The organism is Pseudarthrobacter sp. CCNWLW217 (genome assembly GCF_037203985.1).
In the GTDB taxonomy this organism is placed as follows: domain Bacteria; phylum Actinomycetota; class Actinomycetes; order Actinomycetales; family Micrococcaceae; genus Arthrobacter.
Map to the genome: position 1 here is coordinate 284,725 of NZ_JBBCBT010000003.1, position 15,867 is coordinate 300,591.

Sequence of the window (15,867 nt, forward strand, 5' to 3'; positions counted from 1 at the left end):
ATGTCGTATCCGCGGCGCCTGCCGCGATGAGGAGCCGTTTCCGTTAGGTCAGCGGCGTACATCCGAGTGCTCAAAGCACTGGACAGTGGCAACCAGAGAGCCGCCGTCGTCGGCTTTCTGATAGACGGTGACGTGGTTGGTGGTCTTGCCGCACGCGGCGCAGAAAGTCTTATGCTGTTTAGTCCCCATGAGGGAGATGATACCCAGTATCAGGTTTCAGCACGGTAAACATTGCTGATCAGCACTGTGGCTGCGACGGCACCCCAAGCCCGTTCCGCGTCCCGGAAACTCCAAGGCCCCGTGGGTAGAATCGAGGCCAAGACGAACGTAACTGCTTGCCGGAGGTATGGAGAAACAATGTCAGAATGGCTCGAAGTCGGCGCGGACAACTATGTGCTGGTCACCGAAGGTTCGCTGCTGAACACCGGCCTGATTGTTGGATCCGAGCGGGCCATGGTGATCGACACCGGCTGCGGCCCGCGGCAAGGGCGCGAGATCCTGGCCGCCGTGCGGGAGAAGACCCAACTGCCGCTCGTCGTGGTCAACACCCACGCCCACTACGACCACTTCTTCGGCAACGCCGTGTTCGCCGAGGAGGGTGCCACCGAGTTCTGGGCGCACGAAAACTGCGCCGCTGAAATTGAGGAGCGCGGAGATCTGCAGCGCCGCTTCGTTGGCACGCTGGAACCTGAGATGTCCACTGGCGAAGGCGAGAACGTCGAACTGGTGGTGCCGAACGCCATCGTCAAGGACCAGCCCGTGCTGGTGGACCTCGGCGGGCTGACCGCCACCCTCTTCTACCTGGGCCGCGGCCACACCGACGGCGACCTCCTGGTGGGCACGCCCACCACCCTGTACGTGGGGGACCTCGTGGAGCAGGGCGCGCACCCGTCCTTCGAAGACTCCTTCCCGGAGGAATGGGCCGATTCGCTGCGGCACATCTCCGCGCTGCGCCACCGCTACGAATTCCTGATCCCCGGCCACGGCCAGCCCTGCAGCGACCAATTCGTCAAGACGATGGCCAACACCATGACCACCGCCGTCCGCCAGGCTCGCCAGTCCATCCGCGATACCCCCTCTGACGCCACCAAGGCCATCCCCGTCCTCCCGTACGGGCCGGAACAGTCGCGCTGGTTCATCAAGCGCCTGCAGGAGACCCGCCCGCAGCACTAGCGTCGCGGGGCTGCGGCCGACTCGCTGCGCGCTGCCTCCTCCCATTGACCAAGGTGGCGTTCATGGCCACCATGGAGCTGTCCGGCATCCTGTTACCGTACGGCCGGGCATGGATGAGGGAGGCTGTTCTCATGGCCGACGCTGCAGCAGCAAAGACCAAAATCCACTTGCCATCGCGCCTCCGGGCCGCCCGAATCGTGGCCTGGGTGATGGTCCCGGTGGCCCTCTTCGGATTGTTCGGACTCGCGGACCTGATGACGCTGCCTGGCTGGGTGGACCAGCAGTATGAATGGTCGGTGCCGCTCGAGGCGAGCTGGGGCAGCCTGTTCACCTTCGTCGTCGGCGGATCATTTGTCAGCGTCGCCCGGAATCCGGGGCAGCCCTGGCCCGGGTTGGTGTTGCTTTCCATCGCCATAGGAGCCCTGCTCCTCGGAACAGGGCTCGGGCTGGACGCGGGGCCGACGCCAGTTGCCTTGCTTCTCGCTGCGGTGGCGGCCCTGCTCGTCTGGCTGGTCCGGCCTGAGGCTGCGCCGCTATCTTTTGTCTGGGATCTGAGCCGGCAATATCTGCTGATAGCGGCGACTGGCCTGCCGCTCTGGACGCTGTACGCCGCGCATGCGTTCGAAGTTTCCCGGCTTCGCCAGGACACCGGCCATCTGACCTGGGACATTGAGCACTGGCCCGTGCAGGGTTCCGTCGGGATAGTCCTGTGCCTGACTGCGCTGGCCATGGCCTTCTGGCCTCCAGGCCGCCCGCTGATGCGGGTGGCCACGAGCCTGTCCGCCACCTATATCGGTGCGGCCATGCTCGCCTTTCCTGACCGGGCCGGTGCCATGGACGGTCCCATGTGGGGCGTGGCCATGGTCCTGTGGGGAACGGTGGCGGCTTTGCCCGTTCCGCAGCGCGACATTTCTTCTACCTAGGGGGCTCCCTCAGACGCAGGCACATTCGCCTCCCGTCCTCGACCGCGAGGTTCGCTGCTGAGTATGAATGCAAGCGCAACCCATCCCGCACCGAACACCGCAAAAACGGCCGTCCCGACTGCCATGGGCAGCAGTGCCAAGGCATACATCAACGGCTGCACGGGCAGTGTGAACATCCCGAGAAGCCCTGTGAACACAAGGAGCCGGGATTGTCCCTTGCGGTTGCCGTCGCTGCCGACAGCAAGCCCTGCCATGGCCAGGGCCAAACCGAGGCTCGGTACTCCAAAGCTGATGCCGCCGGTCGTCGGGGGAACGAAGAGAACGGCAACGCCAATCGCAGCGACCAGACCAAAGAGAATTGCCAGCGTTGCCAGGATTTGCGCTGCACGTTGGAAGCCGGGGCGCGTGCGGGGAAGGCCTCGCAGATACGAAAGTGCTGTCCAGGCGCTGAGCAGCAGAGCGAGCACGCCCGGTGCGTTGTACAGCAGAAACAGTTCAGTGCTGATGATCGGTGAGTAATTGAGATCCTCCCGCCATACGGCGTCGGGCCCGTAGGGCATGACGAACCGGAAGTAGCCGTGGACTATCCAGAGAAGGCCGCCGGCAACCATGCCCCACAGTAGACCCGGCCGAGGCCTGATCATGCGGGCGTGAGAGGCTGAGTTTTCCCTGCTGGAGTTTTTCATCGGAACCTCCGCCGTAGGTTACCCGCACCGCAGTGAACTGATGGTTGAGTTTACGGCGGACACACCTCAAAGGCACAGGTCACATACAGCTTGACTTGATCCGCCGGAAACATTGTGCGTGTACCGTCGCGGCATGGGTAATTTCGGGGGCACACAGCACGCACGCGACTCACAACGGGAGCTTCGACGGCGCCGGTTCCAGCGGATTTCCTATGTTCTGTTTGGCGCGTTGGCCGTGGTCACTGCGGGCGTGGTGATGCTGGCGCTCACGCGCTAATTGCAGGGACTCAGAGGATGGCTCTGATGTGATTTGTATTGCCGGGCACATACAGGTAGCGTCCTGCCTGATCTGACATGGGGAAATGCTGCTAACCAATGGAGGTTTGTATGGCCCTGGCCGACTATGCCCTGGCGCTCTGTGCGCTGCTGGGCACGCTGTTGATCCCCTTTCTTGTCCTGCTCCAGATGCTGCGGATGAAGCGCCGCGCCATCCGGGTCACCGCACGCCCCACCGCACCCCGAGGTAGTCACCGCTAGCATGCCGTACGTCGACATCAACCCCCACAAAGGCCGTCCCAAGTGGCAGGGCTACACCGTCCTTGCCATCCTGTTGATCCTCACCGCCAGCGTGGTGGCCGCCGCCCTGACGCGCGTCTGACACCCGGATTCTGTGCCAGCACCTAGACTTGCTGTTTGAACCGAACAGTAAAGTGCCGCAGAACTTTTTGCCGAACGTCCTGGGGGGACAGACATGCCCGATCCGGCGGATAAGAACGAACGCGCCAATGCACAGGATGCAGGGCAGCCGCAGCCACGCCGACGCCGTGACCTCCGTCGCGCCGACGGCAAACTGACGGATGCCCGGACAGGAACCATGCCAGCCGTAACACCGAACCCTTCCAGCCCGGCCGACGCCGGCCAGCCGGCCGCCCGCCGTACCTCATGGGCTGAGGCGGCAGCCGCGGCAGATGCAGCCAGCCCCATCACGCACGTTCCGGCACCCACGCGCCGCCCCGCCAAGCCGCCTGCGACGCCTCAGCCCGAGACCGGCCAGCAGGATGTTCCGGAGTCCGGCGCCGCTACCCAGGCGAGTCCCGGCGTCGAACCTTCCCTGCCCCCGGCCCCCGAAGCGGCCCCGGCCTTCCGCCGGGTCCGCCCCACCACTGCAGACGTCATCGCCGACACTCCTATGCCGGACTTCATCAGCTCCCCGGGGCTGTTCGTCAAAGAGCAGAAGCCCCGCCCGGTGGGCGGATTTCGCGGCGCCATCTACTCCCTGACCGGCGGAGCCTTGAACATGGGCCCGGGTCCGAAGCAGCGTCAGGAAGACGAGCTGGGCCGGCGCATCTCCCGCCAGCTGCAGGGCAGCTACAACACCGCCATCCTCAGCCTGAAGGGCGGTATCGGCAAGACCTCCACCACCGTCGGTGTTGGCCTGACCCTCGCCGAATTCCGTGGCGACGCGCCTTGCGCCATCGACGCCAACCCGGACTCCGGTGACCTCGTGGAACGCGCGCTGGGGGAGGGTATCTACCAGCAGGCCAGCCCCCGAACCATCACCGACCTGCTCCGGAACATTGACACAGTCGACTCCCTGACTGCTCTGGCCCGGTACATGCACCACGCCGGCCGGCTGCACCTGATCGCCGGTGAGCAGGACCCGGAGGTCTCGGACTCGCTCACAGCCGCCGAGTACCTGCAGATCCGCAAGCTCATCTCCAACTACTACTCCGTTGCGCTGACCGATTGCGGCACGGGTGTTACCCACAACGCCATGAGCGGGATACTGCAGTCAGCGGATAACCTGGTCATCGCCGCCGGCTATGCGGTGAGCGGCGCCAAACGCGCCCGGAGCACCCTGCACTGGCTGGCCAGCCACGGCTACGAGGACCTTGCGAGGAACGCCATTGTGGTGATCACGGACAAGGACGAAGTTTCTTCCCGCGTGGACAAGGACGCCATCGAGGAACACCTTTCCGGCATCTGCCGCCAGCTGATCGCCGTCCCGCACGACCGCGGTGTGGCCGACGGCGACCTGGTCACCTTGGATGTGCTGAAGCCTGAGACCCGCCGTGCCTACAAGGAAATCGCTGCCGCGATCGTGGACGGGTACCAGTAAAGGGTCTTCGCTATCCAGCCCGACCGGCTGGCTCCTGAATCTTGATCAAACACGCCGGTATTCCTTCAGAGATCCTGAGCCGCGAGCAATAGCATCAGTGCATCAGCCATATGGAAGGTGCGTCCACGATGACCATTCTTGAATACTTCTCAGGCGTTGCAATCATCCTCGGGTCCCTCGTAGGAGCTATGGCACTCTCAGCGGTCGTCCTGCGGTTCCGGCGGGGCCACTAGTCTTCCTTCGCAATCAAGCTAGTGACGGGCATGGCGCCGTGATGAGACTCGCGCACTCCGAACGCCACAAGCGGCCAGAAGGTAGGAACAACGCAGCTCGGCGGTGTCATCGTCCAGTTTCATCAAACGATCAAGGGCCTTGGAACCAGCCGCTGCACCGTCAAAGCCGGGCGGGGCCCTGGCGTTGACAGCCTCACCAGGCACGTCACTGCCGATCCTGCCGTCTTCCTCGACTGAGGCCGGGTCGCCTAGTGGGACGCTCAACAAGTCCTTCCACAAAAAGGGGCGCTCGTCCTGAGCGCGCCGGCGTCTGTCGATGAGCTATGCGCGAGCCCCTCCCAGAAAGGGGCCGTGCATTCTGTTTGCCTATTGTCCAACCTGCCCGCATACACCGTTGAGCTTGAAGTCAGACCAGGCCGGGCTCGTGAAGTCCGTGAAGTTCTCTGTTGTGGCAGCGAGCGATGCTAGGTCACTGTTCGTCGAGTGGTTGCCGTGACCTGGTGTCACACCGGGCGGTTCGGCGACGTCTCCCAGTGGATGATTGGCAAAAGCGGTGGCGCTGGCGCAGTCAAAGGATTCCACGATGGGGTGGATCGTTGCTGACGCTGCGGGCGCGAATCCCAGAGTTCCGGCAAAAACGATAATGGAAATCGCTAGTGATTTCCTGGTCAGGGTCATGGTTCTCTCCTTATTAGCAGGAGCGACGGCCTGCCGCTCCAAGCATCATTAAGCTCTCGTGGCTGACGGCATGCAATAGCGCCGGCATTCGCAACAGTCCACTAAGAGGCGGAGATTACGTCATTGTCCGTTTGTCGATTTTCGGGTATCTGGAACCTACTGCCGAGAACTTCCAACCGGCTGAACGTCCGGATTATCCAGGTCTGACCGCGCCTCGAGCAGCAGCTCAGGACCCGCCGCCATCAGTGCCGTAACAATGCCGCGGAGGATCTGCGCGGTTTCGGCTGCTTCCTCGAACTTTTCGCAGCGGATCAGGGACTCGATGTGCCGGCAACAGGACTCTGCTTCCGCTGCGCCGGTCATGGCCGAGGTGATTTTCAGGCTGAGGGTTGCGTCCATGGCGCGCTTGGCATCACGTTCGGCGAGGGTGTCGAGGATGCGGGTGATCCGCCCTGGCAGCATGGACAGGAAGTCTCCGAGGAAGTTCAACGCGGCAGTGGGGTTCTCAATGTCCTCGGCCAGGTGCCGGATCCGCTTGCGTTCCAGCCGGGCCGGGCCGCACTCAGGCAAGGAGATCCGCCAGGATGGTGGAAGCCCCGGCGCCGCGGCGGGGGGTGCCTCGGCGCCGGGACGGAATGACCGCGGCGGCGGTCTCTGCCGCCGCGGAAGTTTCAGTTGGTGCGCTCATATCTCCTGCCCTGCGAAGCGTCCGGAAGTACGTCAGGAGGTCTGCTTGGCCGTGCTGGCTTCATAACACCGCCAAGCGCTTGAGACCGTCGGTACTTCCCCGACGAAAGCCCCTTGCATCACCGGGCCGACCCCGGTCTTACCCCGTTGATACAGCGCTCCGGGCCTCACGAAAACTACTATGCCCGGCCGGGATCAAGGACCGCCGTAGGTAACGGTCAAGAATCACGAAAGAGTTCCCGAAGACTAGAAATTTCGGTCAGGTGTCCCCGTTCGGCGGCCGGGGGCCGCGGGATGCGACGTCCGCGCCCTTGGTGATTGACGCCGTGGGGCTCGCCTATAGGGTGGGCCCGCCGCTATGCGGCCAATGACTTGATTAAAGTGCCCTCGTCTTGGGTAGGTTGGAACTATGCCGGATTTCCGCACCGGCGCTGGGCGGGTGCGGCGAGTTAGGCGGCACAGGGGGAACTATGAGCGATTTGGGCGTAGCCGTAGTTATTGAAGATGACACGGACATGCGGAACCTCCTTGAGGGGGTGCTTGTTCAATCGGGTTTTCACGTCCACGTTGCCAGCAGCGGGCGCGAGGGTGTGGAGCTCGTCCGCGACAAGGCGCCGGAGGTTGTCACCCTGGATGTGGGGTTACCGGACATCGACGGCTTCGAGGTTCTGAGGCGCATACGTGGATTCAGTGACACCTACGTGGTGATGCTGACCGGCCGGACCGAGGAGCCCGATCTGCTGACGGCGCTTCACTCCGGAGCGGATGACTACATCACCAAACCCTTCAGGCCGCGGGAGATGAGGGCGAGGATCTTGGCGATGCTGCGAAGGCCCCGCCAACAGCCAACCGGCGGATTGCCACCGGCACCCCGGCCGAAGCCAGTTTCGCCTGAAGTTCCACGCCAAGACAGTATCCTTCGGCACAACGGGTTGGCCCTCGACTATCGGATGCGGACCGTCGCAGTGAGTGGTGTGGGGCTGGAGCTGACACGAAGCGAATTCGACCTTCTGCACGAGTTGCTTCGCGGCGGCGGGGCGGTCCTTTCGAGGACTCAGCTGGTTTGGACCCTCCGCGGCGAATACTCGGGCGGAGGCACCTATGTAAGCGAATCCGACGAACGCGCTGTAGAGGTCCACATCGGCAATCTCCGCCGTAAGCTCAGGGACGATCCTGTACGTCCACGCTGGCTGCAGACGGTCCGTGGTGTGGGCTACTGCTTGGCCAAGGAGAGCCAAAAACGATCCGATTGACGACGCACGGCGGCGCAGGAACTGGGCGCCGCAGGCCTACTCGTCGACTCCCGCGTATCGGAAGCGAAGCTCTCCCACAGTTGCACGGCAGGTCTCTGCCACCGAGGCCATGACCCGCTCCCTGTCATGAAGGACGCCAGCCCGGATGGCGGCTTCCAGTGTCTCTGCGAGCCGTGCCAGGCGCAGGCCGCCTACCATCGCGGATGAAACTTTCAGGCTGATTGCCGCATCAAGAGCCGCTGCCCGGTCCTGATATCCCACTGCGGCAGAGAGTCGATCAAGGCGCTGCTCCCACATCGAGGCGTAATCCACAGCGAAATTGCGGGCGAGGTCGGTCTGAGCGAGTTCTGTTTCGAGGTCGTCGAGGACTGTCGCATCCAAAACCGGCAGTTCCAGCCCGTCGAGGCCCAGAACCGTCCCCGAGTTTTCTCTGGAACGAACCTGTGCGCCTGCATGGCTTCGGCGTGAGCCGTTGGGGCGGGGGAAGATTCTCGACATCTGTTAAGGCTAGGCTACTGAACCCTTGAAAAGGACTTTCTTTGCTGATCCTGCGCAAACCTAAAGACTTCCTTGAGCGGAGGCACGCGAAGCCCCTACGGACAGGAGATGTCGCCTTCTGCCAGGACCACTCTCGTGGCAACGATGCTGTTCTGGACTGCTGGTCCGGCTTGCCAGGTGCCGTAGTTTGCGGTGACCGTGACGGCATACGTGTACGAATAGACGAGGTTCGCCAGGCCGCCCGGGGCTGTGATCGTCTCAGACGTCACATTGGGCAGGTAGGTAGTTGACTTCTGTGTGCTTCCGTTCCGGGCGACAGTGACGTCGTAGCTGGTGACCCCGGACCGTTGAGGGGTCCAGGTGACCACAACCGAGGGCTTATTGGCTACTTCCGCACAGTGAATCGTCGGGGAGGGCAACGTCTTGCCTTCACCTGCATGGTCAGGGTGGCGCGCTGGTTCCACAGCGCCAGGGCGTAGCCCCCTCCCGCCCATCAGTACCGTCAGGCAGAACCCAAGAGCGACGGCGAAGTGCGGCTTCCCGCGAAATGTTGTTCCTGGTGCGGCTGCACCGCGTCGCGTGGTCGCGGATCCGACAGGTTTCCCGGCGGTATTCGCGAAGGCTATCCATAGGAAAATCCAAGGAAAATGTGGTCAATGCTGCGTGGAGGGACAGAAATGGCCACGACACAGGTGCTGAAAGGCCGAGATTCAGCGCCTCAGTAACGGTCGCAGCGGGCGTTCCCGGTTGTAGTCTTCTCACAGGTTTGGGCCGTGCAATCTTGGGGTACACCAAGATGAAGCATCCAGATCACTACATGCCGTGCCGTGGCGTGGAGGGGGGAGGGGCTGATGGCTGAAGAGCTTGACGATGATCTGGTCATGCAGTCGCTGCTGCTGGACGAGATCGGGCAGTCGGTGATCGGCATGGACACCGCGTGGCGGGTTACGTACTGGAACCGGGCTTCAGAGCGGCTATACGGCCTCAGTGCTTCGGAGGTGCTGGGTGCGCGGATCGCGGATGTGGGTATTGTCGGCGGCGATGACGCACAGAGGGAAAGCGCTGGCCGTGAGATCACGCGAAGGCTCGCCAGTGGTGGCGACTGGGCGGGGGAACTCTGGATGCGCCACCGGTCCGGGACGGAATTCCCGGTTCATGCGACGGTCAGTCCTATCCGCGGAAGGCACACAGTACCGGTGGCGGTGGTGGCGATTTCCAAGGACATTACGGACAGGAAGCACAGTGAGGCCATTCTGCGCAGATTCTCGGCGATGGTGGAATCCTCAGGAGACGCGATTATCAGTGCGGACCTGGCAGGAACGATTACCAGCTGGAACGCTGGGGCGGCGAGGATGCTCGGCTGGAGCGCGCGGGAAGCTGTTGGACAGGACTATCGGCTTCTGACCGTTAGTGAGGCGGCGGGCTTCGATGCTGAGGTCGCGGCGAGCATTGGCAGTGGGAAATTTGTCACTGGCCTGGAAGCACGGTGGGCGTGCAAGGACGGTTCGTTGATTGATGTCGAGTTGACCGTATCGCCTGTTTTCGGCCCTGACGGTGACCAGGTGGGCGCGTCCGCCATTGCGCGCGACATCACTGAAATCCAGCGGTTGAGGGCGGCTGCTGCGGTGGAACGGGAGAAGCTCCTGGCGGCTCAGGAGATGGCCCACGTTGGAAGCGTGGAGCACACGCTGGAGACGGGTGAGACCTGGCATTCGGAGGAATTCTCCCGGATCTTCGGCCTGGACGCAGGGCAGGAGGTTTCCCGGAAGCTGATGCTCGAGCTAACGCACGCGGAAGACCGGGACCTGGTCCAGCAGGTATGGAAGACCCTGGATGAGGGCGTTGAGTTCGCGGATTTTGAGTACCGGATTGTCAGGGCCGATGGTCAGCAACGCTGGTTGCATTCGCGGATCCGAAGCGTGGACAACGAGGGCGGAAAGCCTTCCCGGTTCCTCGACACAGTTCTGGACATTACCGAACGAAAGAACGCCGAGCAGATCCTGGAGTGGCGGGCCCGCCACGATGCCCTGACCGGCTTGCCCAACAGGTATGTGATCACGGAGGTCCTTCAGGACCTGCTGGACCGGGATTCCCGCGCTGTGGTGATGTTCGTTGACGTCGACCGGTTCAAATTGATCAACGACGGCATAGGCCATGGAGCCGGCGACACCATTCTGATGCTCCTGGGCGAGCGGCTGAAGACCTTTCTCCGGAGCGGTGACACAGTGGGCCGTTTCGGAGGCGATGAATTCATCATTGTGTGCGAGAACCTGATGCTGCGCGGAGCCAGGACGCTGGCCGAACGGATCAGGCAATCCACCCGGCGCCCCTTTGAAGTGGACGGACGGAAGATCTACCTCAACGTCAGCGTCGGCATCGCTTTGGCCGGACCGGACGATACTGCTGAGTCGATGCTCCGGGGAGCGGATACCGCCATGTACCGGGCAAAGTCAGCCGGCGGGGACTCCTCCGCCGTGTACGACGTCCGGATGACCGGAAGGGCTGCCGGGCGGCTGGATCTGGAATCCGACCTGCGGCTTGCCTTGAAACGAGGAGAATTCTCCCTGGACTACCAGCCCATCGTCGAATTGGGCACCGGGGCCACGGTCGGTTTCGAAGCGTTGCTACGTTGGCACCACCGCGAACACGGCCTGATAACGCCCGACACGTTCATTCCCATCGCCGAGGAGACAGGCCTGATTGTTCCCATCGGCACGTGGGTGCTCCAAGAAGCACTCCGGCAGGTGCAGAGCTGGCGCAGTCAGCTGAATCGGGCCAAAGGAATTTCAGCAGCAGTGAATATTTCCGGTCGCCAGTTCGTGGCCGCAGACTTCCCGGAAATCGTGGAGGCAGCCATCCAAGCCGCCGGCATAGACCCAGGTGCCGTCCACCTGGAAATCACCGAGACGGTCCTGATGGATCAGCCTGACCTGCCCAAGGAGACGCTGCAGCGACTCCATACCTTGGGCGTAGGGCTCTCGATCGACGACTTCGGCACAGGGTACTCGTCTTTGAGTTACCTTAAATGGCTCTCAGCCCGAACCCTGAAAATCGACCGGACCTTTGTCGAAGAACTGGGACGGGGGCCACACGGAGCGACCATCATCGAACTCGTACTCGGGATGGCGGACACCCTCCATCTGGACGTGATAGCTGAGGGCGTCGAATCCGTGGACCAACTCACCGAACTTCGCCGCCTCGGCGTACGCTACGCCCAAGGATTCCTGTGGAGCCAACCCCTGCCCCCGGACGGCATCCCGGCCTGGCTGGAAAGCCGCTCCGGCCCGGCTCCGCACCACGAGCCGGCAGTTCGGGCACCCTCTTGACCGCGTCAAATTTAGGGTTAACGTAGTTAACATGAAAGTGGCCGACGACGAGGCCCGCCGTCCTTATCGGATGGATGCAAGGGCACGCGCTGCCGCCGCCACGGGTGAGGCAATTCTCGACGCCGTGACGGAACTCTTTTGGGAGCACCCATCGGACCAGGTCCGGCTGGAGCAAGTGGCGGCGCGCTCGGGTGTGACAGTGCAGACCGTGATCCGCCGCTTCGGCAACAAGGACAAGCTCTTCGCCGCGGCTGCCGAACGCCAGTCGGAGCAGGTCATGGAGGCCCGGTCACACGTAGTGCCCGGCGATGTCCGCGGGGCGGTGGCCAACCTGGTGGAGCACTACGAGCTGATGGGTGAGCGCGTGCTGCGGATGCTTGCCGAAGAAGGGCGCCTGCCGGCGCTCAAAGTGCTGGCCGACGGCGGCCGGCGGTTGCACCGGGAATGGTGCGAAAGTGTGTTTGCACCGTTCTTGGCAGGCCAACATGCGGCGGCCCGCAGGCGGCGGCTTGCCCAGCTGGTGGCCATCTGCGACGTCTACACCTGGAAGCTGCTGCGCCGCGACAGCGGGCTCAGCAGACAACAAACCGAGCGGGCGCTCGTGGAGATGCTCGTTCCCTTCACCAAGGATGTGCCCTGATGTCCACGATACTTGCCTACACGTCGCCCGCCCGCGGACACCTGTTTCCCATGACACCACTTCTGCTTGAGCTGCGGGACCGCGGCCACAGGGTGCATGTCCGCACCCTGGGCAGCGAAACGGATCTCATGCGGAGCCTCGGCCTGGCGGCTGAGGCCATCGACCCCCGCATCGAAGCCATGCCCATGAACGATTACGCGGCCCGCGGCCCGAAACGCGCTTTGGCGGCCGCTGCGGAGGTGTTCGCCGCCCGCGGCGGCTATGACGCCCCGGACTTGTCGGCCGCGATCGCCGAAGTGCGGCCCCATGCCTGCATTGTTGACATCAACAGCTGGGGCGCCGGCTTCGCCGCTGAAGCCTGGGGCGGGCCGTGGGCATCGTTCTCGCCCTACACTCCTGCCCTTGATTCACCTGGTACCCCGCCGTTCGGCCCGGGACTGCCCCCGATGCGTGGATTTCTGGGAACGGCCCGGGACGCGCTGGCCCGCAAGGCCGTCCTGGGGGCTGTGGAGCAGGCGATGCTGCCCAAGCTCAATGCGTTGCGCAGCGACCTGGGGCTTCCGCCCGTGGCGTCGGCCGACGAATTTCTCCGGAAAGCCCCGCTGATGCTGGTGGCCACTGCCCGGCCATTCGAATATGCGGCCACCGAATGGGGCCCGGATGTTCTCATGACGGGGGCCTCCATCTGGGATCCGCCGGTGGACGGGGCGGCCTGGCTCAGTGCGATCGAACGGCCCATTATCCTGGTCACCACGTCCTCCGAGTTCCAGGACGATGGCATCCTGGTCCGCACTGCACTGGAGGCGTTCCGGGATGAGCCGGTGCACGTCGTCGCCACTATTCCGGCGGGAATCCCCGACGGGCTGCAGGTCCCGGCAAATGCCACCGTCAAGGAGTTCGTTCCCCACAGCGCGGTGCTGGGACGGGCAGCGGTGGCGGTGACCCACGGCGGAATGGGCGCCACCCAGAAGGCACTCGCCAATGGCGTGCCGGTGTGCGTTGTCCCGTTCGGCCGTGACCAGCTGGAGGTGGCCCGTCGGGTGGAAGTGAGCGGGGCGGGCACGCGACTGCCAGCCCGCCGGCTCTCGGCGGCACGGCTCAAGAGAGCCGTGAAGGCCGCAATGGCTATGAAGGAAGGGGCCAACCGCGTTGCGGCCGGGTACAAGGCCGCCGGGGGAGCGCCCGCCGCCGCTGATGCCATCGAAGCCCGCTTGCTCAGCCTTCCACAGCATCGGCGGGAAAGCTGACGGCGTGCAGCTGCCCTGCATCCTTGGCGGGGTCATGCTGTTGCTGATTGCCGGGAGGGGCCTGCTTGGCGGTGCCACCGTAATGGCACCGCCAAGGGCTCGAGACCCGTCGGGTTTCCCCGACGAAAGGCCCTCGCACCATGGGTGGCTGACCCAGTTTCGCAACCCATGGCCTCAGCGCGCGAAGCCTTATGCCAACTACTGTGCATGGCCTGGATCAAGGCCTGCCGCAGGAAAACTCAAGAATCCATCAAGATTCCCGGGACTCCAGCCACTCGTCAAAGCTCTGGCGTCCGACGGCGGCACCCGCCGCCGGGAGCAGGGCACCGCTGCGCATGGCTTTCCACAGGACCCCGGGGGCGCTGACCTCCAGGACCAGTCTTTTCTTCCCGCTCTTGCGGAGATACTTGTCCACCATGTCCCGGAGCCGCTCGGGCCTGGGTCCGCCCAGGTCCGGGAGGAACCCCTGTGGGCCCGCCTCTGCGGCGTCCACCAGTGCCTCGGCCACCTCGGACGCGGCGATGGGCTGGGTCTTGAACCTGGGCACAAGGACCGTGGGTCCGAGTGACGCCCGGTCCAACACCTGCTCCACGAATTCGTGGAACTGGGTAGCGCGCAGGATGGTCCAGGGCAGGTCGCCGTGGCGGACGGCTTCTTCCTGTGCCTGCTTCCCCGCATAGAGTCCGGCAGGCGCCTTATCCACCCCCACGATGGAGAGCACAACATGGTGCTGGACGCCTGCGGCCTTGCCATACTGCTGAAGGCTTTCGGTGGTGGCCATGAAGAAGTCCACCGACTTCTTGGTATGCATGGACCGGAGGCCGGACACATCGATCACCGTGCCCACGCCCTTCAAGGCTGAGCCCACGCCCTCGGCTTTGACCAGGTCCACACCCTCGCGCCGACTCAGGCTCCTGACCTGATGACCGCGTTCCTTAGCGATGCGGACCACATGGCGGCCAACAATTCCGGTTCCCCCAGCAACGGCAATCTCCATGTCTTATTCTATGGCGCACCGCTCAAGACGAACTCAAGAGCCGCTCAAGAGGAAGCGCTGTGACCCTGCTCCAGTGGTTGCCGGGTTTGTGACCGTGCGGAGCCGGGGTTTCCCGGTGGCACCGGCCACCGTCAGCGTCACCGAAACGTCCACAACCGGCAGCGGAACAGCCATGATTCCCTGGCGGCCGGAAAGCTCCAGCACGCCGGCGTCAATGATGACCCGCAGCCCGGATCCCTCATCGGCAGGGAAGAACACATCAGTGAAATCAGCGTCCCCTGGCACCGTCACCTCGATGCCGTCCCCGTCGTGGCGGAGGGTGGCCAGCGACCCCTGTGGGGTGGCCAGGCTGATGACTGTCCCGGCGGTGACGGAGCACTCAAGGTCCGCGCCGCCGTCGAGCATTGCCTCAAAAACATCAGGGCCCGCCAGCTCCAGGTGGCCAGGCCCGGAGTACCCGGCGAGGTCGGCATGCGGGGCAGCCACCAGGGTGTCGCCGTCGAGCGTCAGTGTGTGCGGAATGCTCAGGGCGCTGGCCCACTGCCCCTCCGGGCTGATGACGCCCCTGACCCAGAAAATCAGCGACGGCGCGCCGTCCTTGTCCCGGAAGAACGAAGGGGCGTAGTAGCTCTTGCCGTAGCTGAGCTGCCCCCAGGAACGTGCGGTGAATCTGCCGTCGGAGTAGCTGCCCACTCCGTACGCTACGTAGTGCAGCACATCGTCCTCCCAGATGGAGGTCACCAGTACGTGGGAACCGCCGATCTCGAACAGCTGCGGGCATTCCCACATGGTGCCGGTCCACACCGGTTCCGTTTCAGTGCCGGAGCGCTGCGCGGCAATACCGTCCAGGGTCCACTGCGACAAGTCCGGGGAACTGTACGAAACCGCCGCGGCAGTGCCGCCCTCCAGCCCGGCCCCGACGAACATTCGCCACTGTCCGCCGTCGCGGAAGACGAACGGATCCCGGTAGGCCACGACGCCAAGGTCCGGTGCAGTCATCAGTTTCGGGCCCTTGGTCCATGAGTTCCAGGAAGCGTCATCGGGGGTGGCGGTCCGGACGGTGCCGATGCCGAGGTCCGGTTCGGTGACCGAGGTGTAGAACATGGTGGCGGCACCGCCGGCGCCGGTGACGATGGAACCCGACCAAACGCCGTCGTCCCCTTCACCCGGCGCGACTGCGACGCCCTGCTCCGTCCAGGCGATCATGTCCGGGGAGGTGGCATGGCCCCAGTGGCAGTTGGACGCCCACGTGGTGCTGCCGGGGACGTACTGGTAGAAGAGGTGGTACTGGCCGTCCTTCCAGGTAACGCCGAGGGGATCGTTGATCCATCCTTCGGCGGCGGTGAAGTGGAAAGCCGGGCGGAGTTCCTGCGCGTTCATGCTGATCCTTTGATTTAGCTGGAGTGG

Annotated in this window: 18 protein-coding genes; 9 read left to right on the top strand and 9 right to left on the bottom strand. The window is 63.9% G+C overall.

Annotated elements, in window-relative coordinates; translation table 11 throughout:
* Positions 1-48 precede the first annotated feature (48 nt).
* Positions 49-189 (bottom strand): hypothetical protein, encoded by a 141-nt coding sequence (locus V9L18_RS05625; protein ID WP_337346183.1) that lies wholly within the window; start codon positions 187-189, stop codon positions 49-51.
* Between the two features lie 168 nt (positions 190-357).
* Between V9L18_RS05625 and V9L18_RS05630 the strand changes: the two genes are divergently transcribed.
* Positions 358-1,173 (top strand): MBL fold metallo-hydrolase, encoded by an 816-nt coding sequence (locus tag V9L18_RS05630; protein WP_337346184.1) that lies wholly within the window; start codon positions 358-360, stop codon positions 1,171-1,173.
* Positions 1,174-1,235: 62 nt separating this feature from the next.
* Positions 1,236-2,096, top strand: coding sequence for a hypothetical protein (locus tag V9L18_RS05635; protein ID WP_337346185.1), 861 nt, complete (start codon positions 1,236-1,238; stop codon positions 2,094-2,096).
* Here the strand turns inward: V9L18_RS05635 and V9L18_RS05640 are convergent.
* Positions 2,093-2,707, bottom strand: coding sequence for a hypothetical protein (locus V9L18_RS05640; RefSeq protein WP_337346186.1), 615 nt, complete (start codon positions 2,705-2,707; stop codon positions 2,093-2,095). The two genes, V9L18_RS05635 and V9L18_RS05640, sit on opposite strands and share 4 nt — an antisense overlap.
* A 208-nt stretch (positions 2,708-2,915) precedes the next feature.
* Here V9L18_RS05640 and V9L18_RS05645 point away from each other — a divergent pair, with 208 nt between their 5' ends.
* The 3 genes from V9L18_RS05645 to V9L18_RS05655 all read left to right on the top strand — a co-directional run bounded on the left by V9L18_RS05645 (position 2,916) and on the right by V9L18_RS05655 (position 4,901).
* The gene (locus tag V9L18_RS05645) at positions 2,916-3,059 is read left to right on the top strand and encodes a hypothetical protein (RefSeq protein ID WP_337346187.1); all 144 of its coding nucleotides are present in this window, start codon (positions 2,916-2,918) and stop codon (positions 3,057-3,059) included.
* Positions 3,060-3,169: 110 nt separating this feature from the next.
* Complete coding sequence (locus V9L18_RS05650) at positions 3,170-3,319, top strand: hypothetical protein (RefSeq protein WP_337346188.1); 150 nt, start codon at positions 3,170-3,172, stop codon at positions 3,317-3,319.
* 214 nt (positions 3,320-3,533) lie between these two features.
* On the top strand, positions 3,534-4,901 hold the full coding sequence (locus tag V9L18_RS05655; protein WP_337346189.1) for a MinD/ParA family ATP-binding protein: 1,368 nt from the start codon (positions 3,534-3,536) through the stop codon (positions 4,899-4,901).
* A gap of 599 nt (positions 4,902-5,500) precedes the next feature.
* Here the strand turns inward: V9L18_RS05655 and V9L18_RS05660 are convergent.
* The 3 genes from V9L18_RS05660 to V9L18_RS05670 all read right to left on the bottom strand — a co-directional run bounded on the left by V9L18_RS05660 (position 5,501) and on the right by V9L18_RS05670 (position 6,500).
* Positions 5,501-5,812 (bottom strand): hypothetical protein, encoded by a 312-nt coding sequence (locus V9L18_RS05660; RefSeq protein ID WP_337346190.1) that lies wholly within the window; start codon positions 5,810-5,812, stop codon positions 5,501-5,503.
* 156 nt (positions 5,813-5,968) lie between these two features.
* A complete protein-coding gene (locus V9L18_RS05665) occupies positions 5,969-6,382 on the bottom strand; it encodes an Hpt domain-containing protein (protein WP_337346191.1) in 414 nt (137 codons plus the stop codon).
* On the bottom strand, positions 6,375-6,500 hold the full coding sequence (locus tag V9L18_RS05670) for a hypothetical protein (protein WP_337346192.1): 126 nt from the start codon (positions 6,498-6,500) through the stop codon (positions 6,375-6,377). The genes V9L18_RS05665 and V9L18_RS05670 overlap by 8 nt, the downstream gene beginning before the upstream one ends.
* A 469-nt stretch (positions 6,501-6,969) precedes the next feature.
* Between V9L18_RS05670 and V9L18_RS05675 the strand changes: the two genes are divergently transcribed.
* Complete coding sequence (locus V9L18_RS05675) at positions 6,970-7,752, top strand: response regulator transcription factor (RefSeq protein ID WP_337346193.1); 783 nt, start codon at positions 6,970-6,972, stop codon at positions 7,750-7,752.
* A gap of 36 nt (positions 7,753-7,788) precedes the next feature.
* On the opposite strand, the gene V9L18_RS05680 is transcribed toward V9L18_RS05675, so the two are convergent.
* Positions 7,789-8,250 (bottom strand): Hpt domain-containing protein, encoded by a 462-nt coding sequence (locus V9L18_RS05680; protein WP_337346194.1) that lies wholly within the window; start codon positions 8,248-8,250, stop codon positions 7,789-7,791.
* Between the two features lie 95 nt (positions 8,251-8,345).
* Positions 8,346-8,618, bottom strand: a complete 273-nt coding sequence (locus tag V9L18_RS05685; RefSeq protein WP_337346195.1) for a hypothetical protein — start codon at positions 8,616-8,618, stop codon at positions 8,346-8,348.
* A gap of 483 nt (positions 8,619-9,101) precedes the next feature.
* On the opposite strand from V9L18_RS05685, the gene V9L18_RS05690 reads away from it, so the two are divergent.
* From V9L18_RS05690 to V9L18_RS05700, 3 genes are read left to right on the top strand one after another with little or no spacing between them, the layout of a single operon-like run.
* A complete protein-coding gene (locus V9L18_RS05690) occupies positions 9,102-11,576 on the top strand; it encodes a sensor domain-containing protein (protein ID WP_337346196.1) in 2,475 nt (824 codons plus the stop codon).
* Between the two features lie 31 nt (positions 11,577-11,607).
* The gene (locus V9L18_RS05695; RefSeq protein ID WP_337346197.1) at positions 11,608-12,216 is read left to right on the top strand and encodes a TetR/AcrR family transcriptional regulator; all 609 of its coding nucleotides are present in this window, start codon (positions 11,608-11,610) and stop codon (positions 12,214-12,216) included.
* On the top strand, positions 12,216-13,463 hold the full coding sequence (locus tag V9L18_RS05700) for a glycosyltransferase (protein ID WP_337346198.1): 1,248 nt from the start codon (positions 12,216-12,218) through the stop codon (positions 13,461-13,463). The genes V9L18_RS05695 and V9L18_RS05700 overlap by 1 nt, the downstream gene beginning before the upstream one ends.
* Before the next feature lie 250 nt (positions 13,464-13,713).
* Here the strand turns inward: V9L18_RS05700 and V9L18_RS05705 are convergent, their stop codons facing one another.
* Positions 13,714-14,460 carry an SDR family oxidoreductase gene (locus V9L18_RS05705; protein ID WP_337346199.1) on the bottom strand — a complete coding sequence of 249 codons (747 nt, stop codon included), beginning with the start codon at positions 14,458-14,460 and terminating at the stop codon, positions 13,714-13,716.
* Positions 14,461-14,493: 33 nt separating this feature from the next.
* Positions 14,494-15,840: a glycoside hydrolase family 32 protein gene (locus V9L18_RS05710; protein ID WP_337346200.1), complete on the bottom strand. Its 1,347-nt coding sequence runs from the start codon at positions 15,838-15,840 to the stop codon at positions 14,494-14,496.
* Positions 15,841-15,867 lie beyond the last annotated feature (27 nt).

Excerpts from the sequence above, each read along its gene's own strand:
- V9L18_RS05625 (WP_337346183.1), bottom strand. The coding sequence starts at position 189 with ATGGGGACTAAACAGCATAAGACTTTCTGCGCCGCGTGCGGCAAGACC.
- V9L18_RS05630 (WP_337346184.1), top strand. The coding sequence starts at position 358 with ATGTCAGAATGGCTCGAAGTCGGCGCGGACAACTATGTGCTGGTCACC.
- V9L18_RS05635 (WP_337346185.1), top strand. The coding sequence starts at position 1,236 with ATGGCCACCATGGAGCTGTCCGGCATCCTGTTACCGTACGGCCGGGCA.
- V9L18_RS05640 (WP_337346186.1), bottom strand. The coding sequence starts at position 2,707 with ATGGTTGCCGGCGGCCTTCTCTGGATAGTCCACGGCTACTTCCGGTTC.
- V9L18_RS05645 (WP_337346187.1), top strand. The coding sequence starts at position 2,916 with ATGGGTAATTTCGGGGGCACACAGCACGCACGCGACTCACAACGGGAG.
- V9L18_RS05650 (WP_337346188.1), top strand. The coding sequence starts at position 3,170 with ATGGCCCTGGCCGACTATGCCCTGGCGCTCTGTGCGCTGCTGGGCACG.
- V9L18_RS05655 (WP_337346189.1), top strand. The coding sequence starts at position 3,534 with ATGCCCGATCCGGCGGATAAGAACGAACGCGCCAATGCACAGGATGCA.
- V9L18_RS05660 (WP_337346190.1), bottom strand. The coding sequence starts at position 5,812 with ATGACCCTGACCAGGAAATCACTAGCGATTTCCATTATCGTTTTTGCC.
- V9L18_RS05670 (WP_337346192.1), bottom strand. The coding sequence starts at position 6,500 with ATGAGCGCACCAACTGAAACTTCCGCGGCGGCAGAGACCGCCGCCGCG.
- V9L18_RS05675 (WP_337346193.1), top strand. The coding sequence starts at position 6,970 with ATGAGCGATTTGGGCGTAGCCGTAGTTATTGAAGATGACACGGACATG.
- V9L18_RS05680 (WP_337346194.1), bottom strand. The coding sequence starts at position 8,250 with ATGTCGAGAATCTTCCCCCGCCCCAACGGCTCACGCCGAAGCCATGCA.
- V9L18_RS05690 (WP_337346196.1), top strand. The coding sequence starts at position 9,102 with ATGGCTGAAGAGCTTGACGATGATCTGGTCATGCAGTCGCTGCTGCTG.
- V9L18_RS05695 (WP_337346197.1), top strand. The coding sequence starts at position 11,608 with ATGAAAGTGGCCGACGACGAGGCCCGCCGTCCTTATCGGATGGATGCA.
- V9L18_RS05700 (WP_337346198.1), top strand. The coding sequence starts at position 12,216 with ATGTCCACGATACTTGCCTACACGTCGCCCGCCCGCGGACACCTGTTT.
- V9L18_RS05705 (WP_337346199.1), bottom strand. The coding sequence starts at position 14,460 with ATGGAGATTGCCGTTGCTGGGGGAACCGGAATTGTTGGCCGCCATGTG.
- V9L18_RS05710 (WP_337346200.1), bottom strand. The coding sequence starts at position 15,840 with ATGAACGCGCAGGAACTCCGCCCGGCTTTCCACTTCACCGCCGCCGAA.